General features: G+C 70.4%; 16 protein-coding genes. 11 read left to right on the forward strand and 5 right to left on the reverse strand.

Annotated elements, in window-relative coordinates; translation table 11 throughout:
* Positions 1-78: 78 nt before the first annotated feature.
* The 3 genes from HUW46_RS30365 to HUW46_RS30375 are packed head-to-tail and all read right to left on the reverse strand — an operon-like array spanning position 79 to position 2,595.
* Complete coding sequence (locus HUW46_RS30365) at positions 79-699, reverse strand: bifunctional 4-hydroxy-2-oxoglutarate aldolase/2-dehydro-3-deoxy-phosphogluconate aldolase (RefSeq protein WP_215542196.1); 621 nt, start codon at positions 697-699, stop codon at positions 79-81.
* Complete coding sequence (locus HUW46_RS30370) at positions 696-1,268, reverse strand: isochorismatase family protein (protein WP_215542197.1); 573 nt, start codon at positions 1,266-1,268, stop codon at positions 696-698. Before HUW46_RS30370 ends, HUW46_RS30365 begins: the two co-directional genes overlap by 4 nt.
* A 13-nt stretch (positions 1,269-1,281) precedes the next feature.
* Positions 1,282-2,595 (reverse strand): nicotinate phosphoribosyltransferase, encoded by a 1,314-nt coding sequence (locus HUW46_RS30375; protein ID WP_215542198.1) that lies wholly within the window; start codon positions 2,593-2,595, stop codon positions 1,282-1,284.
* A 90-nt stretch (positions 2,596-2,685) separates the two neighbouring features.
* On the opposite strand from HUW46_RS30375, the gene clpS reads away from it, so the two are divergent.
* The 9 genes from clpS to HUW46_RS30420 all read left to right on the forward strand — a co-directional run bounded on the left by clpS (position 2,686) and on the right by HUW46_RS30420 (position 8,704).
* Positions 2,686-2,985: an ATP-dependent Clp protease adapter ClpS gene (gene clpS / locus HUW46_RS30380; RefSeq protein ID WP_215542199.1), complete on the forward strand. Its 300-nt coding sequence runs from the start codon at positions 2,686-2,688 to the stop codon at positions 2,983-2,985.
* A 14-nt stretch (positions 2,986-2,999) separates the two neighbouring features.
* The gene (locus HUW46_RS30385) at positions 3,000-3,557 is read left to right on the forward strand and encodes a DUF2017 domain-containing protein (protein WP_215542200.1); all 558 of its coding nucleotides are present in this window, start codon (positions 3,000-3,002) and stop codon (positions 3,555-3,557) included.
* Entirely contained in the window at positions 3,554-4,558 is a 1,005-nt protein-coding gene (locus HUW46_RS30390) for a P1 family peptidase (RefSeq protein WP_215542201.1), read from the forward strand. Before HUW46_RS30385 ends, HUW46_RS30390 begins: the two co-directional genes overlap by 4 nt.
* A gap of 57 nt (positions 4,559-4,615) precedes the next feature.
* Positions 4,616-5,032: a M67 family metallopeptidase gene (locus HUW46_RS30395; protein WP_215550204.1), complete on the forward strand. Its 417-nt coding sequence runs from the start codon at positions 4,616-4,618 to the stop codon at positions 5,030-5,032.
* Positions 5,033-5,086: 54 nt separating this feature from the next.
* Positions 5,087-5,365, forward strand: coding sequence for a MoaD/ThiS family protein (locus HUW46_RS30400; protein WP_215542202.1), 279 nt, complete (start codon positions 5,087-5,089; stop codon positions 5,363-5,365).
* Between the two features lie 4 nt (positions 5,366-5,369).
* Complete coding sequence (locus HUW46_RS30405) at positions 5,370-6,320, forward strand: PLP-dependent cysteine synthase family protein (protein WP_215542203.1); 951 nt, start codon at positions 5,370-5,372, stop codon at positions 6,318-6,320.
* Between the two features lie 53 nt (positions 6,321-6,373).
* Positions 6,374-7,036, forward strand: coding sequence for a rhomboid family intramembrane serine protease (locus HUW46_RS30410; protein WP_442860863.1), 663 nt, complete (start codon positions 6,374-6,376; stop codon positions 7,034-7,036).
* Positions 7,033-7,830, forward strand: a complete 798-nt coding sequence (gene murI / locus HUW46_RS30415; RefSeq protein WP_215542204.1) for a glutamate racemase — start codon at positions 7,033-7,035, stop codon at positions 7,828-7,830. The genes HUW46_RS30410 and murI overlap by 4 nt, the downstream gene beginning before the upstream one ends.
* Positions 7,831-7,936: 106 nt before the next feature.
* Entirely contained in the window at positions 7,937-8,704 is a 768-nt protein-coding gene (locus tag HUW46_RS30420; RefSeq protein ID WP_215542205.1) for an MBL fold metallo-hydrolase, read from the forward strand.
* On the opposite strand, the gene HUW46_RS30425 is transcribed toward HUW46_RS30420, so the two are convergent.
* Positions 8,692-9,525, reverse strand: coding sequence for a hypothetical protein (locus HUW46_RS30425; RefSeq protein ID WP_215542206.1), 834 nt, complete (start codon positions 9,523-9,525; stop codon positions 8,692-8,694). The genes HUW46_RS30420 and HUW46_RS30425 overlap by 13 nt on opposite strands.
* A gap of 104 nt (positions 9,526-9,629) precedes the next feature.
* Between HUW46_RS30425 and rph the strand changes: the two genes are divergently transcribed.
* The gene (gene rph / locus HUW46_RS30430) at positions 9,630-10,406 is read left to right on the forward strand and encodes a ribonuclease PH (protein ID WP_215542207.1); all 777 of its coding nucleotides are present in this window, start codon (positions 9,630-9,632) and stop codon (positions 10,404-10,406) included.
* Positions 10,403-11,008 carry an RdgB/HAM1 family non-canonical purine NTP pyrophosphatase gene (gene rdgB / locus HUW46_RS30435; RefSeq protein WP_215542208.1) on the forward strand — a complete coding sequence of 202 codons (606 nt, stop codon included), beginning with the start codon at positions 10,403-10,405 and terminating at the stop codon, positions 11,006-11,008. Before rph ends, rdgB begins: the two co-directional genes overlap by 4 nt.
* On the opposite strand, the gene HUW46_RS30440 is transcribed toward rdgB, so the two are convergent.
* Positions 11,005-13,566, reverse strand: coding sequence for a hypothetical protein (locus tag HUW46_RS30440; protein ID WP_215542209.1), 2,562 nt, complete (start codon positions 13,564-13,566; stop codon positions 11,005-11,007). The two genes, rdgB and HUW46_RS30440, sit on opposite strands and share 4 nt — an antisense overlap.
* Positions 13,567-13,842 lie beyond the last annotated feature (276 nt).

Here is a 13,842-nt window from a genome sequence, read left to right on the forward strand (position 1 = left end):
CGGGGCGCTGGATGCCCTGAAAGCCACCTTCGGGACGCCCGCAAGGGCCCCGGCGGGCGGCGAGATTCCCGCCAAAGGTCAAGAAGCGGCGGCCGCGACGAACTGGGCGGCGCGCGTGCTCAGTTCGTCGAGGCTCCCGCCGATCAGCGCGTCCCCGAGCAGCGGCGACGCGGCCGCCACGGCGACGGCTCCCGCGTTCAGGTAGGCCTCCACATCGGACAGTTCGACCCCGCCCGTCGGGACGAGCGGGACGTCGGGCAGCGGCGCGCGCACGGCCCGCACGAAGGCGGTGCCGCCCGCTTCGCGCGCCGGGAACACCTTCACCGCCGCGGCCCCGAGATGCCACGCCTGGTCGATCTCGGTGGGCGTGAACGCGCCCGCGAGCACCGGGACGTCCCGTTCCCGCGCGCGGTCGAGCACCGCGGGGCTGACCGTGGGCGTGACGAGGAACCGCGCGCCCGCGTCGACGGCGGTGTCGACGTCCGACGGAAGCCGCACGCTGCCCGCGCCAACCAGCGCGTCATCGGGCAACGCTGCCCGGATCGCGGTGATCGAGGCGGCGGCGCCCGGCGAGGTCAGCGTCGCTTCCAGCAGGCGCACTCCCGAGGCGTACAGGACGCTGGCCACCTCGGTGAACCGGGACGTGTCCCCGGCGCGCAGGATCGCGACCAGCCGGTGCCGTCGCAACGCGTCGATCATTCCTGTCCCTTCGGCGTTCCCCGGTGCGTGATGCCCGCCTTGTCGAACTCCTGCAACGTCTTCGCGACGCGGGGTTCGGCGATCCCGGCGGTCAGGTCGAGCACCACGTGCGCCGAGAAGCCCGCCTTCGCGGCGTCGAGCGCGGTGGCCCGCACGCAGTAGTCGAGCGCGAGACCGCCGAGTTCGACCTCGGTCACGTCGCGGGCGCGCAGCCAGTCCGCGAGCGTTTCGCCGTCGTCGGTATGGCCTTCGAACCCCGAATACGCGGCCGTGTAATGGCCTTTCGAGAACACCGCGGTGATCGGGACGACGTCGAGCGCGGGGTGGAACGACGCGCCGGGCGTGCCCGCGACGCAGTGCGGTGGCCACGAATCCACGAAATCGGGGCTGTCGCTGAAATGCGCGCCGGGATCGATGTGGTAGTCCCTGGTCGCGACGACGTGGTCGTACCCGCCGGACGCCATGCGCGCGCTCATGGCCGCGGCGACCGCGCCCCCACCGGTCACCGCGAGCGAACCGCCCTCGCAGAAGTCGTTCTGCACGTCGACGACGATCAGCGCCTTGGCCATCTTCCCGTCCTCTCTAGAGGAAAACCGTCGGGATCGCGGGCTCGCCGTGCGACAGCTTCAAGCCCTCCCACGGCACGCTCACGAGCGCCTTGCGCAGGCGTTGCCTGCTGTCTTCGAGGGTAGGCAGCCCGTCCACCAGCTGCCCGTCGCGGACGAGCGGGATCTGCAGTTCGAGGTCGTGCTCGCCAAGGTCCGGCCGCGGCGCCGCGGCGGGGTAGACGACCTCTTCGATCGCGGTGCCGGTCTCGCGGTGGCGGCGGAGCGCGAACTTCCGCCCGCCGCGGGATTCCTTGTGCGCGCTGCGCTTCGCGACCGGCTTCCCGTCGACCTCGACGAGCTTGTAGACCATGCCCGCGGTCGGCGCGCCGGACCCGGTGACCACCGAGGTGCCGACCCCGTAGGCGTCCACCGGTTCGGCGCGCAGGGCGGCGATCGCGTGCTCGTCGAGATCGCCGGAAACCACGATCCTGGTGTCCTTCGCGCCGAGGGAATCCAGCTGTTCGCGCGCCTTCCGCGCGAGCACGCCGACATCGCCCGAATCGATCCGGATCGCGCCGAGCTCCGATCCCGCGACGCGAACCGCGGTCTCGATGCCCGCCGTGATGTCGTAGGTGTCGACGAGCAGTGTGGTGTCCGCGCCCATTTTCGCTACCTGGGCGCGGAAAGCTTCTTCTTCGCTGTCGTGCAGGAGCATGAACGCGTGCGCGACCGTGCCGCGCGTCGGGATCCCGTAACGGCGCCCCGCTTCGAGGTTCGAGGTGGTGGCGAACCCGGCGAGGTAGGCGGCGCGCGCGGCGGCGACGGCCGCGTACTCGTGGGTGCGCCGCCCGCCCATCTCGATGATCGGCCTGCCGTGCGCGGCGCTCGACATCCGCGCCGCCGCCGACGCGATCGCGCTGTCGTGGTTGAAGATCGACAGGAGCAGGGTTTCCAGCACGACCGCTTCGGCGAACGTGCCGCGCACGGTCAGCAGCGGCGAGCCGGGGAAGTACAGCTCGCCCTCGGGATAACCGTCGATGTCACCGGAAAACGTGTAGTCCGCGAGCCAGGCCAGTGTCGCGTCGTCGACCACCGCGGTCGATTCGAGCTGCGCCAGTTCGGCGTCGGTGAACCGGAAGTCGGCGATCGCGTCGAGCGCGCGTGCGGTGCCGGCCACCACGCCGTACCGCCGCCCGTCGGGGAGCCTGCGGGCGAACACCTCGAACACGCACGGGCGTTCCGCCGTGCCGTCGGCGAGCGCGCTGCCCAGCATGGTCAGCTCGTAGTGGTCGGTCAGCAAGGCGGTCGTCGCCGAGAAGCCGGGAGCCGCGAAATCGGGGGAGCCCATGCCCAAAGCCTATGGTGCGTAGACCCTAGTCACCCGTTTGGAGCTACCTAGTCGCCCACCGGGGAATGCCTTCGTGACACCATGGAGCGCATGACCACGCCTGTCCATGCCGAACAGACGCAGGTTGAGCCACTCGGGTCGGAAGTGGCCGCCGAGGACAAGCCATGGCAGACGGTCGTCTGGAACGATCCCGTCAACCTGATGTCCTACGTGACCTACGTTTTCCAGAAGCTCTTCGGCTACAGCCGTGACCACGCCACGAAGCTCATGCTCGACGTGCACCACAAGGGCAAGGCGATCGTGTCGTCCGGTACCAAGGACAAGTGCGAAGCCGACGTCGCCCGCCTGCACGCGGCGGGGCTGTGGGCGACCATGGAACAGACCACGTGAGATGAAAGGGTCCGATGAACGGCTGGCGGCGTAAGGGCGCGCGGGTGCTCGGCGGGTTCGACTCGCAGGAGGCCGCGGTGTTGCGCGGGTTCGTCAACCAGGTCGAGGACATGCTCCGCGCGCGTGCCGAAGAAGCGCCGCAGGACGAGCTGTCCGAGCTCACCGGGATCCGCACCGGCCCGTCGGAGGGCCCGAACGACCCCGTGCTTTCGCGGCTGCTGCCGGACTTCCACAAGCTGGACCCGGACAACCCCACCAAGGAAGACATGGATTCGGCGGCGGCGCTGCGCTCGCTGCACGAGCCCGAACTGCTGGACTCCAAGGTCGGCGTGGCCGCGGTCGTGATGGAGACGCTGCCGCGCGACGGCGGCGAAGTGAAGCTGACCTTCGAGCAGGCCGACGCGTGGCTGTCCGCGCTCAACGACGTGCGGCTCGCGCTCGGCACCGCGCTCGACGTCACCGAGGACATGCCGGACGAGCTGCCGGACGACGATCCGCGCGCCCCGCACCTCGGCGTCTACCACTGGCTGACCTGGGTGCAGGAGAGCCTCGTCCAAGCGCTCACGGAATGAGCGCGATCACCGACGTGCCCGGCGTGCTCGTCGGGCACCACGAGCGGCTCGGCGACGGCTGGGCGAGCGGCACCACGGTGGTGCTCGTCCCCGGCGGCGCGACGGGCGCGGTCGACCAGCGCGGCGGCGCGCCGGGGACCCGCGAGACGAACCTGCTGGAGCCGGAAAACCTGGTGCGGACCGTCAACGCGGTGTGCCTGTCCGGCGGCAGCGCCTTCGGGCTCGCCGCGGCCGACGGCGTGATGCGGTGGCTCGACGAGCGGCATCTCGGCTTCCCGATCGGCGCGCTGCCGCACGAGGTGGTGCCGATCGTGCCCGGCGCGGTGCTGTTCGACCTGCCGCGCAGCGACTGGGGGAACCGCCCCGACGCGTCGTTCGGGTACGCCGCGTGCGAGGCGGCGGGCCGGGAGTTCGCTCAGGGCACCGTCGGCGCGGGCACCGGTGCCGTGGTCGGCTCGCTCAAGGGCGGCATCGGCACCGCGAGCGAGGTCGTCGGCGAGTTCACCGTCGGCGCGATCGCCGCGGTCAACGCGTCCGGGGAAGCCGTCGACTTCCGCACCGGGCGCGCGTTCGCCGCGGATCACGAGGTCGCGGGCGAGTTCGGCGTCACGTGGCCGGACCGGCCGGGTTCGGTGCCCTCGGCTGCCACGGACCTCAACACCACGATCGGGGTCGTCGCGGTCGACGCGGCGCTGTCGAAGGCCGAGTGCCGTCGGCTCGCGGTCGCCGCGCAGGACGGGCTCGCCCGCGCGGTGCGGCCCGCGCACACGATGTTCGACGGCGACACCGCGTTCGCGCTGGCCACCGGCGCGCGCGAGCTGCCGGACGCGGACGCGCCGTTCGGCGTGGCGAGCAGGGCGGCCGCGCTGTCCGAGCTGTGCTCCGCGGCCGCGCGCGTGTTCACCAGGGCGATGGTGCACGGCCTGCTAACGGCGACCTCGGCGGCGGGCGTGCCCGCCTACCGCGATGTCTGGCCGGAGGCTTTTCCGGGTCGGCAGTAGTTCTAGCTCAGTAGTGGGCGGTCTCACGATATGAACATGGTGTGTCCACCACGTAAGATGTGCGGCGTGCTGCGCATCCGCCGTGAACTCGTCGACGAGATCGTCGCGCACGCCCGCCGGGATCACCCCGACGAGGCGTGCGGCGTGATCGCGGGGCCGGAAGGCTCCGACACCCCCGAGCGCTACATCCCGATGCTCAACGCGGCGCGCTCGCCGACGTTCTACGAATTCGACTCCGGTGACCTGCTGAAGCTCTACCGGGAGATGAATGCCCGCGACGAGGTGCCCGTGGTGATCTACCACTCGCACACCGCCACCGAGGCCTACCCCTCCCGCACCGACGTGTCCTACGCCTCCGAGCCGGACGCGCACTACGTTCTCGTTTCGACCAGGGACCCCGAACAGCACGAGTTCCGCTCGTACCGCATCGTGGACGGGACCATCACCGAGGAACAGGTCGAGATCGAGGAATAAACGCCCGTTCCCGAGGCGTCAGCCACCTACAGCAACCCAAAGCGGAGGTAACCCATGGCCGTGACCGTGTCCATCCCGACGATCCTGCGTACGCACACCGGCGGGGAGAAGTCCGTCGAGGCGAGCGGCAAGACCGTGCTCGAGGTGATCGACGACATCGAGTCCCGGCACGCCGGCCTGAAGGCGCGGCTGGTCAAGGAGGAGAAGCTGCACCGCTTCGTCAACGTCTACGTCAACGACGAGGACGTGCGGTTCTCCGGCGGGCTCGACGCGGAGGTCAAGGACGGCGACGAGCTGACCATCCTGCCCGCGGTCGCCGGCGGCGCGCGCTAGTCCCGTGGCCCGGTTCGAATCGCTCCTCGACACCCTCGGCAACACTCCGCTGGTCGGGCTGCCCCGCCTCTCCCCGACGGATTCCGTCCGGCTGTGGGCGAAGCTGGAGGACCGCAACCCGACCGGGTCGGTCAAGGACCGGCCCGCGCTGCGGATGATCGAGGCGGCCGAACGCGACGGCACGCTCCGCCGCGGGTCGACGATCCTGGAGCCGACCTCGGGCAACACCGGTATCTCGCTGGCCATGGCCGCGAAGCTCAAGGGCTACGGCCTGGTGTGCGTGATGCCGGAGAACACCTCCACCGAGCGCAAGCAGCTGCTGCAGGCCTACGGCGCGCGGATCGTGTTCTCCCCGGCGGCGGGCGGTTCGAACGAGGCCGTCCGCCGCGCGAAGGAGCTGGCCGAGCAGAACCCGGACTGGGTGATGCTCTACCAGTACGGCAACCCGGCCAACGCGGACGCGCACTACTCGGGCACCGGTCCCGAGCTGCTGAAGGACCTGCCGACGATCACGCACTTCGTCGGCGGGCTCGGCACCACCGGCACCCTCGTCGGCGTCGGGCGGTACCTGCACGAGCACAAGCCCGGCGTGCAGATCGTCGCCGCCGAGCCGCGCTACGGCGAACTCGTCTACGGCCTGCGCAACCTCGACGAGGGCTTCGTGCCGGAGCTGTACGACCCCGACGTCCTCACCGGGCGTTACTCCGTCGGCGCTTACGACGCGCTTCGGCGCACTCGTGAGCTGCTGGAGCACGAGGGCATCTTCGCCGGTATCTCCACCGGCGCCGTGCTGCACGCGGCGCTGGCCGTCGCCGAGAAGGCGGCGGCGAAGGGGGAGACGGCCGATGTCGCGTTCGTCGTCGCCGACGCCGGGTGGAAATACCTTTCGACAGGTGCCTACAGCGGCTCGCTCGACGAGTCGGCCGAGCGCCTCGACGGTCAGCTCTGGGCCTGACTCAGGGTTTTCACCCGAGGCGAACCGGGCACGGCGGTCGTACCGTTGGTGAGGTGAGCACTTTGCCAGCACAGCCAGCCCCGTCCGGCAAGCCCGCGTCGGCCGACGCGGCGAAGCGGATCCTGCCCGCGAACCCGAAGGCGGCCGCGATCGTCGCGCTCGGCTTCACCCTGGTGCTCTACCTCGTCGAACTCGTGGACGTGCTGGTGCCGGGCGACTTCACGCACGGCGGCATCGTGGCGCGCAGCCTGTCCGGGCTCGACGGCGTGATCTGGGCGCCGCTGCTGCACGCGGGCTGGGGGCACCTGCTCGGCAACACGATCCCGGTGCTGGTGTTCGCGTTCCTCGCGATGGCGGCCGGGATCGGGCGGTTCGCCGTGATCACCGCGATGATCTGGGTGATCGGCGGGCTCGGCGTGTGGCTCATCGGCCCGAGCGCGCCCGCGGTCACCGTCGGCGCCTCCGGGCTCGCGTTCGGCTGGCTCGCCTTTTTGCTGGTGCGCGGCGTTTTCAACCGCGCGCTCGGGCAGATCGCGGTCGCACTGGTGCTGCTCGTGCTGTGGGGCGGGATGCTGTGGGGCGTGCTGCCCGGCAACCCCGGCATTTCGTGGCAGGGGCACCTGTTCGGCGCGCTCGCCGGGGTGCTGGCCGCGTGGGTCGTGACGAAGACGGGGAAATCCCGCGAGAGCAAGCCTGCCGGTAACCTCGGGGTGTGACTTCGCGGGACGCGCCGATCGGTGTCTTCGATTCCGGTGTCGGCGGCCTGACCGTCGCCAGGGCCATCCTCGACCAGCTCCCCGCGGAATCGCTGCGCTACGTCGGCGACACCGCGCACAACCCGTACGGCCCGCTGCCCATCGCGCGGGCCCGCGAGCTGGCGCTGGCATCACTCGACGAGCTCGTCGAATCGAACGTCAAAGCGCTGGTCATCGCGTGCAACACCGCTTCGGCCGCCTGCCTTCGCGACGCGAGGGAGCGCTACGACGTGCCGGTCGTCGAGGTCGTGCTCCCCGCGGTGCGCCGCGCCGTCGCCGCGACGCACAGCGGGCGGATCGGCGTGATCGGCACCGAGGGCACGGTCCGCTCCCGCGCCTACGACGACGCGTTCGCCGCCGCCACCGGCGTCACCGTGCACAGCGTCGCCTGCCACCGGTTCGTCGACTTCGTGGAGCGCGGCATCACCTCCGGCAGGCAGGTGCTCGGGCTCGCGCAGGGGTACCTCGAACCGCTGCTGCGCGCCGAAGTGGACACCCTGGTGCTCGGGTGCACGCACTACCCGCTGCTCACCGGCGTCCTGCAGATCGTGATGGGCCAGGACGTGACGCTCGTGTCCAGCGCGGAGGAAACCGCGAAGGACGTGGTGCGGGTGCTCACCGAGCTCGACCTGCTCGCCGGCGGCGCGCGCGAGCCGCGGCACGAGTTCATCGCGACCGGATCGGACGAGCCGTTCGCGAAGCTGGCGCGGCGCTTCATGGGTTTCGGCCCCGGCATGCTGGCGGCAGCCACGTGACGCTCGTCTCCGGGACGCCGAAAACCCTGCGCGCCGGTTGGTCGCTCCGGGTGTCCTCGCTCCCACCGGTACGTGATCCGGGTGGTGCCGACATAAGGTGTCGGGCGTGCGACTGACCATTCTCGGTTGTTCGGGAAGCATCCCCGGGCCCAACGCCGCCGCCTCGGGCTACCTGGTCGAGGCGGACGGCTTCGTGCTCGGCCTCGAACTGGGGAACGGGACGCTCGCGAACCTGCAGACCTTCCGCGACCCGTTCGACCTCGACGCGCTGGTGCTCTCGCACCTGCACCCCGACCACTGCGCCGACGTCAGCGCGCTGGCGGTGATGCGGCGGTACCACCCGTCGCCGCCGTACGACCGCAGGCCGCGGCAGCTGCCGCTGTACGGCCCGGACGACGCGAAGATCCGGCTCACCAACGCTTTCGCGGCCAACGAGATCGAACGCGTCGAGACGGATCTGTCCGATGTGTTCGACTTCCGCGCCCTTTCCCCGGGCCCGGTCGCGATCGGCCCGTTCTCCGTGCGCGCGATCCGCGTCGACCACCCGACGCCGGCGTTCGGCCTGCGGATCGAGCACGACGGCCTCGCGCTCGCCTACACCGGTGACACCGGCCCCTGCGCCGCGCTCGAGGAACTGGCCGGTGGCGCGGACGTCCTGCTGGCCGAGGCGTCGTGGACGGACGCGCCGGACCGCCCGACCGGGGTCCACCTGTCGGGCAAGCAGGCTGGCGCGGCCGCGGCACGCGCGGGTGTGCGCCGCCTGCTGCTGACCCATATCGCGCCGTGGACGGACCGCGACGCGATTCTGGCCGAGGCACAGGGCGAATTCCCCGGTGCCGCGCTCGTCAAGCAGGGCGCCGTCTACGACCTCTGAGGGTCGGCGAGGAAGTCCGCGAACAGGGCCTTGGTGTACGCGGCGAGCAAGGCCGTGGTGCGCACGGCCCCGGCGGGCAGGTCGAATTCGGCGAGGCTGTAGGCCATCTCGCACCCGCGCCTGCTGGGCACGGAGTTGCTCACGTCGGTGAACCAGTCGAGGAACGTGAGCTGCTTCTGCTTGCCCGGCCCCGGTCCTGGCGAGAGCGGGTCCAGCAGCGGGAGGCGCGAGCGCAGGGTGGCGCGGTAGAACTCGGAGAACTGGAAGAAGCGCTCTTCGACGCCGGTGGGCGGTACGCCGTGGATCACCTCGGCGAGGTAGACGCCGCGTTCGGTCGAAGCCTGCTCTGCTTCGCTCCACGCCTTGTCGTGCGCGGAACGGGCGCGAAGCTCGCCGCGGGACAGCCGGGTCAGGTAGCTCGCCCAGAGCTTCGAGCCGGGGTTGTCGAAGGTGTCCGTGCCCTTGCCAGCCGCGATCGCGATCCCGCGCTCGATGCCTTCGAGGATGCCCGAGTCCACATGCGACACCCAGCTGCCCGGCGCGCCGAGCCGTGCCGACTCGAAGAACTCGACGACGCCTTCGATGTTGCGCCAGCGGTGGGTGTAGCCGGGCACGATCTCCGCGGCGGGCCCCGAGGACATCGCGCGCACGAAGGTGAGCCGTTCGGGCATGGTCATCCGGTCGATCTCGGTGGCGGGGCAGTCGAGCGCCGCCGCGCACGCCTCCGGTGTTCGCCGCGCGGCGGACGCGGGAGCGGACATCCCGGCCAGCGCGAGCAGTGCCGCGAGCGTGACCAGCAGGAACCTTCGGTGCGGTGCCATTTCGACCCCCGGCCTCGGTGACGGATCTTCGACCGTAGCGCGCTGGCAGGCGGTCAACAAGGTCCGACCGGAGTACCGATCGTGGCGGGTTCTAGAGTGCACGCGTGGTGCGAAAAGACGGCAGGAACGATGACCAGCTCCGCGACGTGAAGATCACCCGCGGATTCCAGCAGTGGCCGGCGGGCTCGGTGCTCGTCGAGTTCGGCAACACCCGCGTGCTGTGCGCGGCCAGCGTCACCGAAGGGGTGCCGCGCTGGCGCTCGGGATCCGGCCTCGGCTGGGTCACCGCCGAGTACGCGATGCTGCCCTCGGCCACGAACACCCGCGGCGACCGCGAATCGGTCAAGGGCCGCATCGGCGGGCGCACGCACGAGATCTCCCGGCTGATCGGCCGCTCGCTGCGCGCGTGCATCGACCTCGCCGCGCTCGGCGAGAACACGATCGTGATCGACTGCGACGTGATCCAGGCCGACGGCGGCACCCGCACCGCCGCGATCACCGGCGGCTACGTCGCGCTCGCCGACGCCATCACCTGGCTCGGCGCGGCGAACCGGCTCGCCGACCCCAAGCCCCTCGCCACCTCGGTCTCGGCGATCAGCGTCGGCGTCGTCGACGGCAGGGTGCGGCTGGACCTGCCGTACGAGGAGGATTCGCGCGCCGAGGTCGACATGAACGTCGTCGCCACCGACACCGGCACCCTCATCGAGGTGCAGGGCACCGGCGAGGGCGCCACCTTCGCGCGGTCCACTTTGGACGCGATGCTGGACATGGCGCTGGCCGGCTGCGAGGAGCTGACCCGCAAGCAGATCGCCGCCCTGTCCGAGCCGTACCCCGGCGAGCTGCCGGAGCCCAAGCCGAAGAAGTCCAAGGGCTCGAAGTGACCCGTCTGCTGCTCGCCTCGCGCAACGCGAAGAAGCTCGGCGAGCTGCGCCGGATCGTGGCCGCGGAGGGGCTGGCCGGGATCGAGGTGCTCGGCCTCGCCGACGTCGACGAGTTCGAAGAAGCCCCGGAAACCGCCCCGGACTTCGAAGGCAACGCACTCGCGAAGGCCCGCGACGCCGTCGCCGCCACCGGCCTGCCCTCGGTCGCCGACGACTCGGGCCTCACCGTCGACGCGCTGAACGGCATGCCCGGTGTCCTCTCGGCGCGCTGGTCGGGACGTCACGGCGACGACGAAGCGAACCTGGACCTGGTGCTCGCCCAGCTTTCGGACACCCCCGACGACCGCATGGGCGCCGCGTTCGTGTCGACGGTCGCGCTCGCGCACCCGGACGGCACGGAAACCGTGGTGCGCGGCGAATGGCGGGGCCACCTGGTGCGGGAACGGCGTGGTACCAACGGTTTCGGCTACGACCCGATCTTCGTGCCCGAAGGCGGAACGCGGACCTCGGCGGAGCTGTCACCGTCCGAAAAGGACGCTGTCTCGCACCGGGGCCGCGCGCTGCGCCTGCTGGTCCCGCATTTGCGCGGGCTCACCGATTAGGTTCCCACGGTTACCTTCCGGCAGGTGTGCCAGATGTTGTCGAGCGGTCCCGAGATGTCGGCACGGTAGTCGGCGGCCGTGAAGAACTTGATCCAGTCGTAGCAGATTTCGGCGGTGTAGGTGTGCCCAGGATCGGGGCTGGGCGCGGTGAGGGTCAGGTCCTGGGCACCGCTCGTCAACGGGTTCGCCCGGTAGTTGGTCAGCCCGGTGGTGAAGGGCGGGCGGCCGGGGCTGGTGACGGTCACGATGCCGCTGACGATCAGCTCCGGCTGGTCGATACCCGTGACGCTCAGCCGCAGGGTATCGGTCCCGTTCTGGCTGACGACCTTCCCGCCCGCGGCGAATCCCCGGTCGGTGGAGGTCGGGACGGGCTGGCCGCCGAACCAGAGCGGATCGACGACGATCTCGCCCGCCCGCGGGTTTTCCAGGCGCAGGTTCGGCCTCGCCGGGTCGAAGCTGAGGTTGGCGACCGTGCCCTGCGCGGAAACCCCGTCGGCGGCGTTCGGCCAGTTCTGGTCGCCGTCGGCCCAGTAGCGCACGTCCTCCCTGCCGGAGGAGTCGGCGGAACCGTTGAGGGTGACCACGTTTCCGGCACTCGGCGGACCGTCGGCGGCTGACGGCATGGTCATCTTGGCGGCCACGGTTCGCCGTGCCCCTTGCCCGGTGGTCACGCCGGTCGGCTTTCCGGTCGTGTCCATGTAGTTCACGAACTCGGTGAACAGGCCGGGAGAGCCCGCGGCGCAGTTGTGCGTGACGAGCACCGACAGCGGCAGCGCGGCGTTCTTGATCTCTCGCTGGTAGGTCAGGAAGCACGAGTCCGCCGGGAAATGCTCGTCCGCGACGCAGGACCGGTCGTACCGCAGCGCTTTGACCGTGTCCCCGTTGGGATCGGACCGCTCGACCCGGCACTGCCCGTCGTTCTTCACCCAGCGCGGGCTGCCTTCGTCGAACCCGGCCGCGCACGCGAACCCGGTGCCGATGCAGCTGTCCGCGCTGAGCACCAAACCGGGATTCGTGCTGTGGTAGACCGAATCCACGCCTGGCATCGGCGCTTCCGAAACCACGGCGCGCGGGTCTGCGGGCGGTTTCGCGGCATCCCTGCGCGGGATCAGGGTTATCGGCAGGACCGTGCCGCTGTCGTTGCCCGACCCGATGCAGTGCCCGCCGACCGGCGCCGGGTTCGGATAGGGGCAGTCGGTCGCGGTGCCGCCACCGCCGAGCAGGAATCCGGGTTGCCCGTACACGCGTTCGTTCTGCCCGCGCCCGTTGTAGGTCTGCTGGTACGCGTCGTGCTTCGGTTGCAGCAGCAGGTCGGCGAGCACGTCCGGTGGCCGGTAAGTGGTGGACCCGGCCAGCGCCCCTTCGAGCGCGAAGTTCGCCGCGGGGGTGCGGAACGGCGCGAGATCGCCGACCCAGACCTGCATCATCGGCGCGATGGGATCGCCGTTGAACAACGGGTCGCCCCAGTGCTCGACCTTCCGGCGGAACGGTTCGTTGCGCAGCTCTCCCTGGGACTCGGTGACGCTTTTCGCGGAAAGCAGGTCCAGTACCGCGCGGACGGTGCCGCGCAGGGATTCGTCCTTGGTGAAGTCGTACAGGTTCAGCAGGCCGATCATCTGGAGCCTGCTGTACGGTCGCGCGTTGTATTCGAGGAAGTCGTTCCTCAGCCACGAGGAGAACTTGAGGTCGAACTCGTGCCGCAGTCCATTTCGGATGTTGTCGGGATCGAAGGATTTGTCATACGTGCCAACGGCTTTGTTGCCGGAGTTCGCCACTTCGTCCTGGCTCAGCATGGGCAGCGATTCGTTGTGCAGCAACCGGGTGCTTTGAATGAGCAGGTTGTGGTTCTCGGTCTCCGGGATGTCGTAGTGGGTCACCACGATGTCGAACCGGCAGACCACGGAGTCCTCGCGCACCGGCGCGCCCTGCAGCCAACTGCGCCGGGCCATCTCGCGGTCCATCGCCGGGTCGCCCCTGAGGTGATCGCCCGCGAGCAGGTACACGCGCGTCATCATGGCCATCGCCATGTCCCAGTCGCCTTCGTGCTCGGCGCGGCAGGTCGGGACGTTGTCGGTGCCCGGTGTCCCGTGCAGCGGGGGCACGGCGAGCAGACCGGCCTTGACCTGCGCCCAGCTCGATTCCCGCGGTTTCGGCCCGCTGTAGGGCTCCGCCCACGTCGGATCCAGGTTCGCCAGGCACGCCCGCATGTTCGCCGGGGTGTGCATGGCGTAGGTCTGCGTGGTCGGCGCGACCGCGTCCCGGATCGCGCGGGTCCCCTCCGGCGTGTCCAGCATGCGCAGCAGCTCGGTCTTGGCGAGCAGCGTGGACTGGTAGTCCTCGCCGAACGACCCGTCGGACTGCTCCGCACAGGCCTGATACAGCAGCGTCGGTACCTTCAGCGCGGGGCGGAGCATCCGCATCCCGTGGAGATCGGTGGGCGCGCCGATCCACGAATAGTCCACATAGGTCCCGCGGGGATCCGCCGACGCGGACGCCGTGGACGGGGGAACGGTCGCGAGTGTCAGTGCGGCGAGGAAGCCCAGTGACAGGGTCGCCAACCGAGCCGCCGCGGTCCGCCCGCGCCGTCTTGTTCGTGACCGGGGCCGTGCTGCCGGGAATTTCACCAGGTGTTTGCTGTCGAGACGATGCACAGTCCGACGGAACCACACGAAGATCCGGTTCGGCCCCGTCCGTTGAGGCAGACCATCGTGCGACAGGATCGCACCCGGCGCCGTGACGGACCGCATCGCGAGTCACAGCGCCAGGTGTGCTGACTGAATGGGCAAGCCCGCCGAATCGATATTGCGGACCGCGGCAAAAGCGGCCTACCTTCT

Origin of the sequence: Amycolatopsis sp. CA-230715 (genome assembly GCF_018736145.1) — a bacterium.
Taxonomy (GTDB): Bacteria; Actinomycetota; Actinomycetes; order Mycobacteriales; family Pseudonocardiaceae; genus Amycolatopsis.